The organism is Chondromyces apiculatus DSM 436 (assembly GCF_000601485.1).
Taxonomy (GTDB): Bacteria; Myxococcota_A; Polyangia; order Polyangiales; family Polyangiaceae; genus Chondromyces; species Chondromyces apiculatus.
Genome location: NZ_ASRX01000111.1, coordinates 1 through 16,843, shown reverse-complemented (window position 1 = coordinate 16,843; position 16,843 = coordinate 1). Strand labels below are relative to the sequence as shown.

At 71.5% G+C, this 16,843-nt stretch carries 12 protein-coding genes and 1 riboswitch; of the genes, 6 read left to right on the top strand and 6 right to left on the bottom strand.

Annotated features, from left to right (window positions below; genetic code table 11):
• Positions 1-110: 110 nt before the first annotated feature.
• Together CAP_RS40995 and CAP_RS53050 are read right to left on the bottom strand one after the other, a co-directional pair.
• Entirely contained in the window at positions 111-374 is a 264-nt protein-coding gene (locus tag CAP_RS40995; RefSeq protein ID WP_044251357.1) for a hypothetical protein, read from the bottom strand.
• 17 nt (positions 375-391) lie between these two features.
• Positions 392-847: a hypothetical protein gene (locus CAP_RS53050; RefSeq protein WP_197041567.1), complete on the bottom strand. Its 456-nt coding sequence runs from the start codon at positions 845-847 to the stop codon at positions 392-394.
• A gap of 215 nt (positions 848-1,062) precedes the next feature.
• Positions 1,063-1,169, top strand: a riboswitch (TPP riboswitch).
• On the opposite strand from CAP_RS53050, the gene thiC reads away from it, so the two are divergent.
• The gene (gene thiC / locus CAP_RS40985) at positions 1,159-2,889 is read left to right on the top strand and encodes a phosphomethylpyrimidine synthase ThiC (RefSeq protein ID WP_081865792.1); all 1,731 of its coding nucleotides are present in this window, start codon (positions 1,159-1,161) and stop codon (positions 2,887-2,889) included. Its footprint overlaps the riboswitch before it by 11 nt.
• Before the next feature lie 23 nt (positions 2,890-2,912).
• Here the strand turns inward: thiC and CAP_RS40980 are convergent, their stop codons facing one another.
• Both CAP_RS40980 and CAP_RS40975 read right to left on the bottom strand, forming a co-directional pair.
• Entirely contained in the window at positions 2,913-3,632 is a 720-nt protein-coding gene (locus tag CAP_RS40980; protein WP_044251353.1) for a dienelactone hydrolase family protein, read from the bottom strand.
• 89 nt (positions 3,633-3,721) lie between these two features.
• Positions 3,722-4,933: a GNAT family N-acetyltransferase gene (locus CAP_RS40975; RefSeq protein WP_044251351.1), complete on the bottom strand. Its 1,212-nt coding sequence runs from the start codon at positions 4,931-4,933 to the stop codon at positions 3,722-3,724.
• A gap of 90 nt (positions 4,934-5,023) precedes the next feature.
• Here CAP_RS40975 and CAP_RS40970 point away from each other — a divergent pair, with 90 nt between their 5' ends.
• The 4 genes from CAP_RS40970 to CAP_RS40955 all read left to right on the top strand — a co-directional run bounded on the left by CAP_RS40970 (position 5,024) and on the right by CAP_RS40955 (position 8,290).
• On the top strand, positions 5,024-5,677 hold the full coding sequence (locus CAP_RS40970; protein ID WP_044251349.1) for an SH3 domain-containing protein: 654 nt from the start codon (positions 5,024-5,026) through the stop codon (positions 5,675-5,677).
• 226 nt (positions 5,678-5,903) lie between these two features.
• On the top strand, positions 5,904-6,806 hold the full coding sequence (locus tag CAP_RS40965; protein ID WP_044251346.1) for a DUF2391 family protein: 903 nt from the start codon (positions 5,904-5,906) through the stop codon (positions 6,804-6,806).
• The gene (locus tag CAP_RS40960) at positions 6,803-7,228 is read left to right on the top strand and encodes a hypothetical protein (RefSeq protein ID WP_044251343.1); all 426 of its coding nucleotides are present in this window, start codon (positions 6,803-6,805) and stop codon (positions 7,226-7,228) included. Before CAP_RS40965 ends, CAP_RS40960 begins: the two co-directional genes overlap by 4 nt.
• A 21-nt stretch (positions 7,229-7,249) precedes the next feature.
• Positions 7,250-8,290, top strand: a complete 1,041-nt coding sequence (locus tag CAP_RS40955; protein ID WP_044251340.1) for an aldo/keto reductase — start codon at positions 7,250-7,252, stop codon at positions 8,288-8,290.
• A 35-nt stretch (positions 8,291-8,325) separates the two neighbouring features.
• Here the strand turns inward: CAP_RS40955 and CAP_RS40950 are convergent, their stop codons facing one another.
• Both CAP_RS40950 and CAP_RS40940 read right to left on the bottom strand, forming a co-directional pair.
• On the bottom strand, positions 8,326-9,192 hold the full coding sequence (locus CAP_RS40950) for an NAD(P)-dependent oxidoreductase (protein WP_044251338.1): 867 nt from the start codon (positions 9,190-9,192) through the stop codon (positions 8,326-8,328).
• 342 nt (positions 9,193-9,534) lie between these two features.
• On the bottom strand, positions 9,535-15,321 hold the full coding sequence (locus CAP_RS40940; protein WP_044251333.1) for an Ig-like domain-containing alpha-2-macroglobulin family protein: 5,787 nt from the start codon (positions 15,319-15,321) through the stop codon (positions 9,535-9,537).
• Between the two features lie 130 nt (positions 15,322-15,451).
• On the opposite strand from CAP_RS40940, the gene CAP_RS55480 reads away from it, so the two are divergent.
• Positions 15,452-16,843, top strand: a 1,392-nt coding sequence (locus CAP_RS55480) for a serine/threonine-protein kinase (protein ID WP_044251330.1), incomplete at its 3' end; no start/stop codon positions are given.

The window sequence follows — 16,843 nt, the reverse complement described above, 5'->3', positions numbered from 1 at the left end:
GGGTTTTGTAACCTGGCGGGGGCCGGGTCAAGCGACTCTTTTTGAATCCACGGCGTACAGAATAAGGGCGTTGCTATGTTCGCAACGCCCGGCATCCGTGGAGGGCACCACTACCACGCAGATTCGCCGGTGCACGCGACCAAGGCATCGCGCTCGTAGGCGCAGCGTGAATTCCACTCACAGGTCTCGTCGTCGATGCAATCGAGATAGGCCTCGAAAGGTTCCTCGCAGCCGCTCGACTCTGCGCGCGACTCGAGCCGCTCCCCGTCGTCCACGCACGCCTCGTAGGGCATGTCCTCGCAATCGTCGTCGAGGATCTCACAGAGGTCCTCGACCGAGGGTCCGCAGGCCGTCGCGAGGAGCCCGAGCGCCATCCATACGATTCTCCTGCTCATTGCGCACCTCCCGCCCCACCCATGCCGCCATCGCTCCCCGCACCGCCCGCGCCGTCCCCGCCCGCGCCGTCCCCGCCCGCGCCGTCCCCGCCCGCGCCGCCGGAGCCCCCTGATCCGCCATTATTGCCAGAGCCGCTCGTGGGACTCACGCTGCAATCGAACCTCGTGCACATGCAGATGCTCTTGCCGGGCGCCTCCAGCTCGAAGGGGTGCGTGGGCGGCGATGACGCCCGCTGGATGCACACCTCCGGGAACGTGCAGTCGGCGCTGACCGCGCACTCCTGCGCAGGGAGGCACGAGCGCCCGAGGCTGAACGATCCGCCGTCGTTGCAGATCGCGCCGTCTCCACACTCCTCGTCGCTCGAGCACGAGTCCCAGTCGCCACACCCCTGCGGCCCCTCGATGCAGGCCGCAAAGAACAAGATCAGTGGAAGAAAAGCTCTCAGTCGCATGGGAGAATCTTACTCCAGCGCGCTCGGCTTCCGCCAACCGACCGCCGCCTCATCCCTGCTCTACCGAGCCTACTGCGGCGCGTCACTGCCCGCTGACCAGAGGTAGCGCGGGGGGGGGGCAACCGCGGGGCGCAGGTGGAGCCGCAAGCCCTGATCCTGGGTGCTGCACCACCGGCACGCGCGCTTGCGTCCACCGGAGCCCACCGCTAGAAGGGCCGCAAACACGGGGGAGCCCCGAAGGCTGAGAGGCGCTGGATGGCCAGCGCGACCCCTTGAACCTGATCCGGGTAATGCCGGCGAAGGGAGGCACAATGAGTACGAGCGGAAGCGGCGCGGGCTCGCGCAAGTTGGACGTCCTTGTCTCGACCACGGGCGGCGGGACGCGCAAGAAGGTGGACGCGACGCCGCCGGTGTCGACGCTCGGGCCGGTCGAGGCAGACCTGCCCGCGTCGCGGCGGGTCTACGTGGAGGAGGGCGACCTGCGCGTCCCGGCGCGCGAGATCCAGCTCTCCGGTGGAGAGCCGCCGCTGCGGGTCTACGACACCATGGGGCCCCAGGACCACGACGTGCAGAAGGGCCTGCCTCCGCTGCGCAAGCCCTGGATCGACGCGCGCCTCGCCCGCGGCGACCGGAACTTCTCCCAGATGCACTACGCCCGGAAGGACGAGATCACCCCGGAGATGCGCTTCGTGGCGCTGCGCGAGCGCGTCCCGGTGGAGCTGGTGCGCGACGAGGTCGCCCGGGGCCGCGCCATCATCCCCGCCAACCGGAACCACCCGGAGCTTGAGCCGATGATCATCGGCCGCAAGTTCCTCGTGAAGATCAACGCCAACATCGGCAACTCGGCCGTCTCGTCGTCCATCCAGGAGGAGGTCGACAAGCTCCAGTGGGCCATCCGCTGGGGCGCCGACACGGTGATGGACCTCTCCACGGGCGCCAACATCCACGAGACCCGCGAGTGGATCCTCCGCAACGCGCCGGTCCCCATCGGCACCGTCCCCATCTACCAGGCCCTCGAAAAGGTGAAGGGAAAGCCGGAGGACCTGAACATCGACATCTTCCTCGAAACGCTCGTGGAGCAGGCAGAGCAAGGCGTCGACTACTTCACCATCCACGCTGGCGTGCTCCTCCGCTACGTGCCCTTCACCGCCAAGCGCGTCACCGGCATCGTCTCCCGCGGCGGGTCGATCATGGCGCGCTGGTGCCTGGCGCATCACCAGGAGAACTTCCTCTACACGCACTTCGACGCCATCTGCGAGGTGATGAAGAAGTACGACGTCTCCTTCTCCCTGGGCGACGGCCTGCGCCCCGGCTGCGTCGCCGACGCCAACGACGAGGCCCAGTTCGGCGAGCTGCGCACCCTCGGCGAGCTGACCGAGGTCGCCTGGAGGCACGACGTGCAGGTGATGATCGAGGGCCCCGGTCACGTGCCGATGCACAAGATCAAGGAGAACATGGACGAGCAGCTCCGGCTCTGCCACGAGGCCCCCTTCTACACCCTCGGGCCGCTCGTGACGGACATCGCCCCCGGCTACGACCACATCACCTCGGCCATCGGCGCCGCGATGATCGGCTCCTTCGGCACCTCCATGCTCTGCTACGTCACCCCCAAGGAGCACCTCGGCCTCCCCGACCGGGACGACGTGAAGGCCGGCGTCATCGCCTACAAGATCGCCGCCCACGCCGCCGACCTCGCCAAGGGTCACCCTGGCGCGCAGGAGCGCGACGACGCCCTCTCGCGGGCGCGGTTCACCTTCCGGTGGAACGACCAGTTCAACCTCTCGCTCGACCCGGTGACGGCGCGCGCCTTCCACGACGAGACCCTGCCCGCCGACGCCGCGAAGTCGGCCCACTTCTGCTCGATGTGCGGGCCAGCTTTCTGCTCGATGCGCATCACCCAGGACGTGCGCGAGTACGCGGCGGCCAGGGGCATCGCCGAGGAAGAGGCGCTGACCGAGGGCCTGCGCGAGAAAGCCGCCGAGTTCCGTGGCACAGGCGGCGCGCTGTACGTGCCGGAGGCCGACCAGCCCGACGCCGGGTGAGGCTCCCCTGTCGCCTGCTGCGATCAGCCCTCGAGGTGCGCCTTCAGGAAGGCCTTGGTGAGCGCCCACGCCTGGGCGGCGACGGCAGCGTCGTAATCGCCGCGCGCGTTGCAGAAGAAGCCGTGGTTCACGTGCGAGACCTCGACGCTGGTGAACGGCTTCTCAAGGCGGCGCATCTCCGCGATCACCGCCTGGTGCGACTCGATGGGGATGTAGTGATCCTTGCCCGCCCAGAAGAAGAGGACGTGCCCCGTGAGCCTGGGCACCAGATCGATCTTGTCCGGGTAGATCCCGCCCCCGTAGAAGCTCACGGCGGCGCGGAGCGGGGCGAGGGCGCCGGCCGTGAACGCGAGCTTGCCGCCCATGCAGAAGCCGAGCGCTGCCAGGCGATCTCCCACGACGCCGTCCATGCCGCCGAGGTGGGCGAGTGACGCTTCGAGGTCGGCCTTGCTGTGCTCGGAGGTGTAGGTGCTCGCGACCTTGATGGCGGCCTGGATGTCGTCGTAGCGACCGATGAACCCGGGCTGGGCGCGGTGGAACAGGTCCGGAGCGATCACCACGTATCCCTCGGCCGCGATCCGGCCGGCCACGTCGCGCATGTGCTCGTTCACGCCGAAGACCTCCTGCAGGAGGAGGACACCCGGGCGCTTCTCCGCGCCCTCCGGCCTGGCGACGTGGGCACCCATGGTGGTGCCGTCGCCGACGGCGATGCGAACGCTCTCGGTCTTGATGGGGTGGCTCATGCTCGGGTCCTCCTCGGGTTGATGGCGGCGGGAATCTACCCGAGCCCCCCGGGGACAGGCCAGGTGCCTCACCACCCCGAGGCGCGGTGCTAGAAGATGGCCGGGCACCAGGGAGCGCGGGAGGAGCGGAACAGGGCGTCGGCGCGATCGATGGCGCCTTCCTGCAGCTCCTCGACGCGCCCGGCGTCGGCGAGGCGGCGGACCGTCGCGGCGCCCATCCACAGGGTGCCCAGCGTGCCGATGTCGATGCGGAGGGTGGCGGGGCGCTCGGTGCGCACGCACAGGCCAGAGGCCCCGTCGATGCGGAAGCGGCCCGTGTTCGAGGGGTAGAGCGGGTCGGTGATGTCGAGGACCACCGTGTCGATGCTGCCCCACGAGCGCGACGCCAGCGCCGCCGGGACGTCGAGGATGCGCACCCACACCGCGTCGTACTGATTGATCCGGAGGCGCCGCGGCTCGGTGAGGCTGTGGAGCAGGGGGTGATCGGGCGGCAGGTGGACCGCCTCGACGCGCTGCACGAGATCGATCTCGAAGAGGTAACGCCACATCAACCGGGTCGCGAGCGAGCTCGTACCGATCGCCTCCTGGACCTGCAGGTTGCCGGCCGGGATCATCCCGCTGTCCCAGCGGTGCATGAACCTGTAGATGGCGTACGCCTCCGGGCGCCCCTCGATCTCCAGCACCACCCGGCACAGGGGCGACGGCCCCTTCTCGGTGTCCACCAGGGTCCGGTACTTCCACCACGACGTGGAGCGGGTGAGCATCCCGGCCTGGCCCCGGCGCGCGCGCTCGTAGACGTCCGGGAGGAGGGAGAGGGCCTCCTCCTCGGTGACGATGCGCGTGCTGCCGACGCGCGGCAGCTCGGGCGAGAAGCGCGCGCGGTTGCCCTCGATCGAGGTGCTGCATCCCATGGAGCCGAGTCCGTAGCCAAAGCGGGTGTAGATGGGCGGCTCGGTGGCCCAGAGCGCGCTCACCGGCTGCTTGTCCGCGCGCGCCTGATCGAGGTGCGTGCGCAGGAGCGCGGTCATGATGCCGCGGCGCCGGCGGGTCGGCACCACGCCGACCATGGTGAGCCCGGCGGTGGGCACCTCGCCTCCCGGCACGGTCATGGTGAAGGAGAAGGTCCCCGCGCAGCCGACGGTCTTGTCCTCCTCGTAGGCCGCGAAGCGGTGGGTCAGCTCTTCGATCTGCTGGGTGCGCTGCGCGGCCTCCGGGTTGACGGGGAGGCCGAAGGCCGTGAGAAGAGGCTGTACGAACTCGGCGTGCTGCTCCGGCCCGACGAGGCGGATGTCGATGGTCATGGGGGGAGAGGCTACACCAGAGTAAGGACGGATCCTGGGGTGCCGCGTGTACAATGGCCCGCGCGCAGCGGCGCAGAGCAAGGAGCGGGCATGTCCGACCCGGCAACGAGACACAGCACCGGAAACGAAGACGGCTTCGATCCCGAGGACCCGAGCGCGCAGCATCCGGCGAACGGCGGACCGGTCATCCCGGGCCCGCTGGACCCTCTCCCCGCTGCCCTTGCGCCCCCGGCCCCTCTCGTGCAGGTCTCCCCCCCTCCCCCCACGCGACAGGGGTCGCTCAAGCCGATCCTCGTCATCTGCGCGCTCGCCGTGGTGAGTGCTGCCCTCTGTGCGGCCGTCATCCTGTACAGCCGGGGGCAGTTCGGTGGCGGCGCCGCTCAGGGCACCACGGAGGATGCGGAGACCGGCAGGCCTGCGGAGGAGGAGAAGCGCACCGCCCTGCCCGGAGAGGCGATGCCCCCCGTGATCACCGAGGGGGCCGGCTCCCCCGGCGGATCCACCTCCTCCTCGGGTACCAAGACCGTGCGCGCCGTGGTCACCCTGCCCGAGGGGCAGCCGCGCGCGGTGCTCCGGAACAAGCCAGACTTCAACGGCGACATGGTGGTGTTCCTGCCCCAGGGCGCCACGGTGGAGGTGACGAACTCCACCACGGCCGCGGGCGGGACCTGGTTCCGGGTCCGCACCCTCGACACCCCCACCCAGGCCAGCGGCTGGGTACACGGCGCCGTGCTGAAGATGTAGACCCCTGCGCCGTGGCCCAGAGCCCGCCATCTCCCTGAAGGAGCACCGTACGCCGTCCCTACCCGAAGAGAGACTCGCGCCCGCCGGTCCCTCGCCCGACACCTCCCGAGGAGCCGACGAGACGTCCGGCGCTTCGCCAGAACCCGATGAGGACCAGGATCCGAACGGCTGGCGCCAGGAGGGCAAGGACCTCCTGCGGGGCATCGCCGCTGGCTCTCTGGTCGGCATGCCGCTGCTCTTCACCATGGAGATGTGGTGGCACGGGATGAGGGTCTCCCCGCGGCACCAGCTCGTCTTCCTGGGCGTCATGCTCCTCTCGAACGCCGTGGCCAGCTACTTCGCCGGCTTCCGCAAGGAGCACAGCGTGGCCGAGGCCGCGTCCGAGTCGGTCTCCGCGGTCGCCCTCGGGCTGGTGATGTCCCTGGTCATCCTGGTGCTCATCCGCGAGGTGACCTTCTCCATGGACGCTGGCGAGATTCTGGGCAAGGTGCTGGTGGAGGCCGGCCCCGTCAGCCTCGGGGTGACCTTCGCCAACATCCACGTGCGCAACAAATCACGGACGGGTGACGACGAGGGCGGCGGCGACGACGACGACAAGGGCGGCGACAAGAGCGGTGACAAGGACCGCGAGGCGAAGCGCGACGCGGCGCCCCGTGCTGGCGGTGAGACGTCCCGGGCACGGACTGGCAAGAAGCGCGATCCCCGGAAGGCCCTGGAGGGCGCGGAGGCGCGCCAGCTCAAGGCGGACCTCAAGGACGTGGGGGCGACCCTCGGAGGTGCGCTGCTCTTCGCGTACAACGTCGCGCCCACCGAGGAGATCCTCCTGATCGCCACCCGCCTCCCTGCCTGGCAGCACCTCGTGGTGATGGGCGTCTCGCTCCTGCTCTGCTACCTCATCCTCTACGCTTCCGGCTTCGGCGAGCAAGAGGTGTACGTGTCGAGCGTGTTCCAGCACCCCGCCATGGAATGCCTCATGGCGTACGCGGTGACCTTGCTCGTGTCGCTCCTGCTCCTCTCCCTCATCGGCTTGCCCGAGGTCATGAGCCACCCCGTCATCACCCTCAAGGCGGTGGTGGCGCTCAGCCTGGTCGGGGTGGTCGGCGGCGCTGCCGGGAGGCTGGCGATATGAGCGGGCGGGAAGAGCCCTCGGGTGGCCGGACCATGCGCCGGCCAGGGCGCAAGCTCGCCGAGTGGGTGACCATGGGGGTGAGCACCGCCATCGTCCTCGCGGTGGCAGGCTTCCTCGTGGTGCAGCTCGTGCGCGAGCGCCCGCCCCACGTGCCCGTGGAGATCACGCCGCTGCTCGACCAGGTGAGCCAGGTGCAGGGCCAGTACATCCTGCCCGTGAAGGTCAAGAACCAGGGCCGCAAGACGCTCCAGGCCTTCAAGGCGCAGGTCACCTACCAGCTCCCCGAGGGGAAGCAGGGGCAGCGCGAGATCACCATCGACTTCCTGGGAGAGCAGGCGGAGCAGGAGGTGTACCTCTACTTCGACGCCCCGCCGCGCGACCTCCAGGTGCAGGTGAAGCCGGAGAGTTACATCCTCGAGTGACCGGGTAAGGAGAGACATTTCATGCGTTACCATCGACTTGGCAGGACGGGTCTCTACGTGTCCGAGCTGTGCCTCGGCACCATGACCTTCGGCGGCGAAGGGTTCTGGAAGGTGGTCGGCCAGCTCGGCCAGGACGTCGCCGACGACCTCGTGCGCCGCTCCCTGGAGGCGGGCATCAACTTCATCGACACCGCCGACGTGTACTCCGAAGGCAAGGCCGAGACGATCCTCGGGCAGTCGCTCAAGAACCTCGGCGTGAAGCGCTCCGACGTGGTGATCGCCACCAAGGTCTACGGCTCCACGGGCAAGGGCCCGAACGACCGCGGGGCCTCGCGCGGGCACATCATGGACGGCATCAAGCGCAGCCTGGAGCGGCTCTCCCTCGACCACGTGGACCTCTACCAGATCCACGCCGACGATCGGATCACCCCGGTCGAGGAGACGGTGCGGGCGCTCGACGACCTGGTGCGCGAGGGCCTGGTCCGCTACGTCGGCTGCTCCAACTGGTCGGCCTGGAAGATGACGAAGGCCGTGGGGATCGCCGAGCACCGCGGCTGGGCGCGCTTCGAGACCGTGCAGGCCTACTACTCCATCGCCGGCCGGGACCTGGAGCGCGAGATCGTGCCGATGATGGAGTCCGAGGGCGTCGGCCTCCTCGTCTGGTCCCCGCTCGCTGGCGGCCTCCTCTCCGGCAAGTTCGGCCCCGGCGCCAAGGAAGAAGAGGGCTCGCGGCGGGCGAGCTTCGACTTCCCCCCGGTGGACAAGGACCGCGCCTGGGCCTGCGTCGCCGCGATGCGCGAGGTCGCCGCCGCGCACGACGCCTCCGTGGCGCGCGTCGCGCTCGCGTGGGTGCTCGCGAAGCCCTTCGTCACGAGCGTCATCATCGGCGCGAAGCGCATGGAGCAGCTCGACGACAACATCGCCGCGACCGAGCTCACGCTGAGCGCAGACGAGATGGCCAAGCTCGACGCCGTGTCGGCGCTGCCGCGGGAGTACCCGGGCTGGATGCTCCAGCAACAGGGAGGCGACAGGGTGCCGAAGCCGTTCAAGAAGGGCGCGTAGTCCCGGGCGGCGTCCCCCCCACGCGGCCCTGGGGCTCACTGCCGCAGCACCTTGATGATCGTGGCGAGCCTCTCCTCGCCGAGCCCTGTGGCCACGCCCTTGCGGAGGAGCCCCGCCAGGAACGCCGGGAACTCACTGTTGATGCCCGATTCGCGGGCGTGCCTCAGCATCACCTCGGACGACGCGGCGCAGGTCTTCAGGGCGCTCTCGGGCGCGCCGTACGCGCCCTCCTGGATGGCCTGGGCCTCGCCCATCACCATCTCGCCGATGACCGGCCCGATGTCGCCGATCATGTTGTTGAAGAGGTCGATCCGGAGGTCTTCCTGCTCGCACACGCGCACCCCGTGGAAACAGCCGAGCATCGCCCCGAAGATGTACGAAAGCACGGCCAGATCCCACGCGGAGGCCGCCCCGACGCGGCTCCCCATGAACATCAGCTTCCCGGCGATGAGGTCGAGCACGCGCTCGCTCTGACGGAACGCGGTCTCCGACCCCGACAGGAAGATCGGCGCGTCCCGCCTCCCGATCTGGTTCGGCGTCGCCATGACGGCGCCGTCGAGGTAGTCGGCCCCTTGCGCGCCCGCCCAGGCCTCCAGCTCCCGCGCGTCTTGCGGGCTGCCCGTGGTGAGCTGCACCAGGATCTTGCCGGCCAGCACGGCCCTGACCTCCTCCGTGTCCAGCCTCTCGCGGGTCGCCACGTAGTCGCTGATGCACACCACCACCACCGGGCTCGCGCCCACCGCAGCGGCCACGCTCGGGGCGACGAAGGCCCCTGCCCCGGCGAAGAGATCGGCCTTCGCGCGCGTCCGGTTCCACACCGTGACACCTGCGCCACCGCGGAGCAGTGCCCGAGCGAATGCCGAGCCCATTGCTCCCATACCGATGAGGGATACTTCGCTCATATCTTTCCTATCCTCGTTTCTCATCCAAGGGGTATCTCTGCCGCAGAAGGCGCCCGGATGATCCGCGTGCCTTTTGCGGCGAGTGGAAGAAGCTACAGAAGAACGCGTCAACCGCGCTCGCGGCGAACGCTTCTTTTGACGTTCAGGTTCTTCGCCCGGTGCATGACGGCGCGCGCCGTGAGCGCGCGAACGACATGCACCGCGCACGCTGCTGGGATGCTCCACAGACACCCCACCGCGCGCGTCGCCAGCGCCGCCAGCGCCGCCAGCGCCGCCAGCGCCGACAGCGCCGACAGCGCCGACAGCGCCGACAGCGCCGACAGCGCCGACAGCGCCTACAGATCAGGGCGCGGCGATCTTCACGGTCCCTGCGGCGGTGCTGCCGAAGGTGTCGGGTGCGTACATTTCCTCGACGCGGGTGGGGGGCGTGACAAAGGTGCCGGGGGTGATGGCGCGCGCGAGGTAGCGGAAGTGGCTGATGCCCGCGCGCAGCTCGTCGACCACCCAGACGGCGCGGTCGTCGCGCATCTCGCGGTGGCTGGCGTTGTCGTGGGCGAGGTAACGGTGCAGGCCGCCGCTCGCGCCGAGCTCGGGGTTGAGGGGTTCGAGGCCGCCGGGGAGAGGGTCCTCGACGATGACCCCGTGGCGCGGAGAGGGCGTGACCAGCTCGACCTCGCAGAGGACGATGTCGCCAGCGCGGAAGGTGGGGTTGTCGGCGGGGGAGACGCGGGGAGCGAGGGGAGACGCGACGGACCGGAAGGTCTTCTGCACGAAGAAGCCAGCCTCGATCGGCGCGATGGGGAGCGCGCGGCGGGCGAAGCGGAGGGTGGCCTCGTAGTGCAGGCGGGGGTTGCCGCCGGCGGAGGAGGTGCTCTCGGGGGCGAAGACGAGGGGCGAGGAGGCGCGGGGGAGGAGGCGGTCCATGGCCAGGGTGGTCTTCGCGGCGAGAGGGGCGCCCGGAGCGCCGAAGCTGGCCTCGGCGAGGAGGCCGTCGCCGAGGAAGACGCGGGCCGCGAACGGCGTCGAGGCAGGGGGGTGCGCCTTGCGGTAGGCGTCGAGGGCGAGGAGGGCCCAGGCGGCGTCGTGGGTGGTGCGGAAGCGTCCGCCCTGGCGATCGGCGAGGAGACCGAAGGCAAGGCGCGCGAGGAGGGGGTGCTCGGGCGCGGCCACGCTGAAGGCGCGCAGGGTCAAGGCGGTGGTGCGCGTGTCGGAGTCGAGGAGGGCCGGCGAGAGGCCAGCGCTGCTCCCCACGACGCGGGCGAGGCCTCCGTCGATGCGGGCACCCGCTTCGAGATCGCGGACGAGGGAGGCGAGGATCGCAGGATCTCCCTTCCCGGTGGCGACGGCATGCAGGAGGAGCGCGCGGGCGGCGAGCGGGAGGCGTGCTCGCGCGGCGAGGAGGGCCTGGACACGGGCGGCGAGCGGGGGGCGCGCGAGGACGGCCTCGGGGGCGCCCTCGATGGCCAGGATGTCGAGGGTGAGGGCCTCGATGACGAGGGCGTCCTCCGTGCGCGTCTCGGTATCTGGCGCGTCTGGCGCGTCTGGCGCGTCTGGCGCGTCTGGACGCGGCGCGAGGCGAGCGTTGAGGTAGACCATCGCGTCGTCGAGGACCCGGGCGGGGACGGGGACGCCGCGGCGCTTCGCCTCCCCGAGGGCGAAGCGGGTGTAGGCGGTGAGCCAGGGGTTGCTCGCGCTGGAGTGGGCCCAGTAGCCGAAGCCGCCGTCGCGGCGCTGGTGGTTGGCGACGCGGGTGACCGCCTGGGAGAGGGCCTCGGCGAGGGCTCCCGTGGGCGGGCGCGGGGCGGAGGGCTCGCCGAGGTTGCCCTCCGGGAGAGCAATGCCGAGGTCACGCGCGAGGTCGCGCAGGGCAAGGAGAGGAACCATCCGGCTCACGGTCTGCTCGGTGCAGCCGTAGGGGTACTCGAGGAGCTGCTCGATGCCGCTGGCGAGGCCGGCGAGGGGTGTGGAGGCGAGGACCAGGGTGAGGCCGCCGAGATCGTCGCGGACGTCGGAGAGCGCGCCGAGCTGCTCGCCGATGGCGGTCGCGGTGTCCCCGTGGAGCGCGGCGGTCTCCAGGAGGGTCGGGGTCACCACGGGCTTCGTGAGCACCATGGCGTCGCTCGCGCCGGGAAGGCTGGCGGAGGCGTCGACGGTGAGGCGCGCCTTGCCCGCGCGGGTGGCGCGGAACGGGAAGCGCACCTCGCGCGAGAGGCCCGGGTCGATGGTGGCGGCGCGGCGCGCGGGTCCGAGGGGGACGAGGCCCTCGGCGCGCGCGGTGACGGTGACGTCGGCGCGGGGGAGCTTCTCGGTGGAGACGACGACGGAGGCCTCGAACTCGTCGCCAGCCCGGATGACGCGGGGGAGCTGGGCGCGGGCCATGAGGGCTTTGCTGGTGGTGAGCGAGGCCGCGACGGAGCCGGCGCGGTCGTCGTCGGCGACGGCGAGGGCCATGAAGCGGTACTCGGTGAGGCCGTCGGGGAGGCGGACCCGCCGCCGGACGCGGCCCTCGGCGTCGGTGAGGAGGCCGGGCTCGAAGAGGACAGTCTGGCGGAAGTCGGCCCGCGGATCGGTGACGGAGGTGGCGCCCATGCGGACCTGAGGGGCACGGGTGCGGTGGCTCCTGCCCCAGAAGCGGACCAGGGACTGACGCACGTCGTCCCCCTGGGTGAGGACCCGGCGGTGCCTGAAGAGATCGGGCTCGGGGTCGGGGGTGCGGTAGCGGGCGACCTTCAGGGAGGCCTCGTCGGCGCCCCACAGGGTGACCTCGGCGCCGCGCACGGGGTGACCGGCGGCATCCTTGACGGCCACGTCGAGATCCACGGCGTCGCCGGGCGCGCACTTGGAGCACGAGGGACGGAGGTCGACCTTGAGCAGGCGCGGGGCCGCGGCGACCGAGAACCAGGCGTCGGTGTGCTCGGAGCTGTCGCCGGAGATGGCCACGAGGTGGATCTCGGCGTTGGGGATCATCGCCTCGGTGATGGGGAGGTCGAGCGACAGAGGTCCGGCGGCGTGCGGGGGCAAGGTGATCAGGCGCCGGTCGAGGATGCCTTCGCGCTCGACGGTGAGCAGGGCCTGGGCGGGCGTGCCGTAGGGTGAGGTGACGGTGAGGCGCGCCGTCTTGCCCGCGACTTGCTCGTGGTCGAGCGCCACGGTGAGCCGGGGCGGGGGTGGCTCGGAAGGGCGCGGCGGAGGCGAGGGCGCCGCAGGCTTCGGGGGAAGCTCGAAGGGCAAGGAGTACGAGGCGATGTGGACGTGGCCCTGGTCGTCGGTGACCGTCGCGCGCACGACGAGGCGCTCGCCCTCGACGGGCCTGCCCGCGGGCGGGGTGAGCTTGCAGGAAGCAGGCGCGAGACCAGGCGTGACGTCGCAGGTGGTGAGGAGGGTGTCCCTGGAGGTGTCCTTCGGAGCCGGGGTGCGGCGGACGAAATCGAGGTGCACGGGGCGGCTCCGGCGGGCGCCTTCGGGGGTGACCACGAGGAGCTGCTGGGTGAACGCCACGCCGGGGCGAAAGACCCGCCCGGGCTGCTGGGCGAGGGCGACGTAGAACTCGGCCGGGTGGACGGTGGCCGAGGAGGAGGCCTCGTAGGTCTGGCGGTTGTGATCGCGAACCTCGACCTCGCACACGATGGACTGGGCGCTGGTCTGGCCAGGAAAGGTGAGCGGAGCCGCGAGGGTGCGGGTGCCGCTCGCGTCGAGCTCGATGCGGGTGGCGGCGACGCCGTGGGTCGGAGGGGCACCGTCGGGATCGTCGATGGTGAACCCTTCCAGGCCAGGGATGGTGTGGTTGCCCCAGGTGCGCCGGAGGGTGAGGAGGGCCTCGGAGCCGGCCATGGGCGCGCCGCGAAGGTAGCGGCCGGCGGCGGTGCAGGTGACCGTGTCGCCGCGCCGGTACTCGGGGGCGTCGAACGTGGCGTGAGCCGTCGCGTCGATGGGACGGTACTCGTCGACGCGGAAGTGGTTGTATGCGGCGCTGACGCCGTCGAGGGTGACCTCGCTGGCGTAGTGGCCGAGCGGCGCGTCGTCGCGGAGGGTGAGGGCCACGTGGAACGTCCCGTGGGCGGTGAGGGGCAGCTTCCAGGAGCCGATCTCGTCGCGGCGCGCGTCGCGGACCTTGACCTCGACCTGACGGCCACGCGGCGTGAGGAGGCCACCGGGACCGGGGACGCGGACCATGCCCTTGAGGTGGACACGCTCTCCGGGGCGGTAGATGCCGCGCTCGTCGAAGAGCATGCCCACGGGGACGGGGCGCGCTGGAGCGCCGATGTCCTGGAAGATCCAGTCCTTGTCGCTGCGCACCACGAGGGCGAGGGTGGCGCCGGGGGGCAGCTCGGCGGGCGCGCTGCCTGCGGCCGCGGGCGACGTGCGGAAGGGAATCGAGGCGAGGCCGCTGGCGTCGGTGGTGACGGTGGCAAAGGGCGCGCTGGGCGGGGGGTCGCCCCGGCGGACGGCGAAGGCTTGCACCGCGGCCTGAGCGACGGGCGCGCCGCTGGAGAGGCGGGTGACCCACAGCGCTGCACCCCCGAGACCGACGCGGGAGACGGCGCCGAGGTCCGTGAGCTGGTAGACGCGCTCGCGGGGAGAAGAAGGGGTCTCCTCGCTGTCCGCCGCATCCCTGCTCGCCGCGTCGCTGCCCGGTGCAGGCCCAGGCGCCGGGTACAGGGCGGGATCCGCGGTCCAGCGGGCCCGGGCGACGATGGGACCGAAGGTGCCGGTCTGGCCGAGGAGGTCGTCGAGGGACGCCCAGGACCTGTGGGACTCGTTGTGCGCGCCGAGGGGGGCGGTGAAGCTGCGCGCGGGATCGGCGACGCGGATGGAGTGCCTGGTATCGGCGAGCCAGGCGAGGACGTCGGGCAGGGTCATGGGCGCCGCGGTGACCTTGACGTCGACGACGTTGAGGGCGCTCACCGGGATCCGCTTCGGCGTGGTCGTGCTCCAGTAGGTGCCACCGCCCGTGGAGAAGTAGACTTCGGGGGCGTAGTCGCCGAAGTGCTTCTCGGTGGTGGCGTCGGCGGCGAGGGCCTGGCTGTGCACGTCGGCGAGCTTGCGGCCCGCTGGACGGGCGCGGAGGCGGAGGCGGAGCTTGCTCCCGGGCTGGATGTCGGCGCGGATGGCGTACTCGGTGTAGCCCCCTTCGTCGTAGGCGAGCGGCGTCACGTCGAGCTTGGCGCGGGGCTCGGCCACGATGGCGGCGGTGACGTCGTCCGGGGGGGCCGGGTTCGAGAGCTTGAGGGTCACGGTGGCGTCCAGCGGGTCGCAGGCGCCCTTCGTGAGGGGATGCGGAGAGCAGCTCCAGGAGGTGACGACGAAGGGATCGGCGGTGCGGAAGGAGAGGTCCACGGCCTTGCCGAGGGGAAGCGGGCCGAGGCTGCCCTGCAGGGAGGGGTCGAGGTGCACCTGGATCGCGGTGCCGAGCGGCAAGGGGCTGCGGGGGACGAGGCTGTGGCGGGTGCGGTCGGGTGGGGTCTTCGCGTCCGCGGGGTCGGGCGCGAGGTCGAAGGGGATGGAGGCACCTCCCGCGGCGCGCACGGTGACGGCGCGGGTCAGCGCCTCACGGTCGATGGGCTGGGTGAAGTGCAGGGCGATGGGCGCCGCCGGGGTGACGCCGGTGGCGCCGCGGTCGGGCGTGCTGCCCACGAAGGCGGGGCGAGGGGTGGAGAACGAGAGCGTGAAGGGCTCGGCGAGGGTGTCGCCATCGAGCGCGCGAATGCCGGCGGGGATCTCGACGCGGTACGGGGTGGCGGAGACGAGCGGGGTGCGGGCGTTGAAGCGGAGGGCCGTCGAGCCGACCCACTGCCAGCTCCCCTCCGCTTCCGGCGTCATCACGATGGGCAGCAGCGGCTCCTGGGGACCGAGGCCGAGGGCGCGCATCGGTTTGCTGAAGACGAAGCTCACCTCGGTGACCTGATCGGTCTCGCCCTGGGGCGTGGCGAAGGCGACGCGGAGCGGCCCGGACGTGCCTCGAAGCGCGGAGATCCTCGGCACGTCGGGGGCGAGCCGTCCCCGGAGCGGGACGACGGGAGGCCGGGACGCACCCGGGAAGCACGCGGAGAGGAGCGCGAGGGCGACGAGCGCCATCGGGGGCGCGAGCGGGGGCGCGAAGGAGCGCCAGGGGCGGCGGCGGATGGGCATGGGAGAGCGGTTGGACAGCGGCCGGGCCACAAGGTTTCAGCCCGGGCAATCTTAGCGGAGATCGCCGTCACAACCGGGTATCTCGCGGCTCGACGGAGGCCGGAGCGGCGCCAATACTGGGTTGCCCCAGATGCGGCAGTTTTCTCTTGTCGACGGCCGGTTCGAGCCGCTGCGTCTCGCCGGAGAGGGCGGGATGGGGAGGGTGTACGAGGCCCTCGATCGGCGCTCCGGGGCGCGCGTGGCGCTCAAGTTGCTGGGCAAGCCGGAGCCGCACATGGCGGCGCGCTTCGCGCGGGAGGTCCAGGCGCTCGCAGGAGTGCAGCACGCCGGCGTGGTGAAACACGTCGCCCACGGGATGGCCGGCGACGGCGAGCCGTACCTGGTGATGGAGTGGCTGGAGGGGGAGACGCTCGGGGCGCGGCTGTTGCGGGGACCGCTGGGGATCGCGGAGAGCGCGGCGATGGGGTCGCAGCTCGCGAGCGCGCTCGGCGCGGTGCACAAGGCAGGCGTGGTGCACCGGGACCTGAAGCCGAGCAACGTGGTGCTGGCCGAGGGCTCCCTGGAGCGGCCGGTGCTGGTGGACTTCGGCATCGCGCACGTGAACGGCGCGGCGACGCTGACGCAGACCGGAGCGGTGCTGGGGACGCCGGGGTACATGGCGCCGGAGCAGGCGCGGAGCGAACGTGACCTGGACGCGCGGGCGGACGTGTTCGCGCTGGGGTGCGTGCTGTTCCGGTGCCTCACCGGCGTGACGCCCTTCATGGCCGATCATGCCCTCGGGGTGATGCTGCGGGTGCTCCTCGACGAGCCGCCGCGCCTCCGCGACCTGCGGCCCGAGGTGCCGCCCGCCTTCGAGGCGCTGGTGATGCGGATGCTCTCGAAGTCGCGCGAGGGACGCCCGAGCAGCGCCGAAGCCGTGACCGCAGGGCTCGCGGCGCTCGGGCCCCTCAGCGACCTGGCGGCGGTGAGCCTGTTGCCATGCCCCATGCCCCTGTCCGCAGGGCGGCGGGAGATCACCTGCGGAGAGCGGCGGCTCCTCTCGCTGGTGCTGGTGCGCGAGGGAGGCGCGTGGAGCGCGGCGAGCGCAGGAAGCGCAGCGAGCGCAGGGAGCGCAGGGAGCGCAGGAAGCGTGGTCGAGCGCCCGAGCGGGGCTCCGTCGGCCAAGGACACGCCCGTGACGTTCGCGGAGCCCGCGCTGCGGGAGCGGGCGCTCTGCGCGGTGGCCGACCGGCACGGGGGACAGCTCGAACGGCTCCCCGACGGGACGGTGGTGGTGGTGCTGCGGGGCGTGGGGGCGCCGACCGATCTGGCGGCGCGGGCAGCGCGTTGCGCGCTCTCGATCCGGGCGATGCTGGGTGGGGCGCCGGTGGCGGTGGCCACGGGCAGGGCGGAGATCGAGGTGCGGATCCCGGTGGGAGCGCTGATCGATCGCGCGGTGCGCCTGCTGCAGGAGCACGGCGAGGAAGGCGCCAGGGCGGGAGGCGCTGGCGAGGGCGCGGTGGCGGGCGCGGTGGCGGGCGCG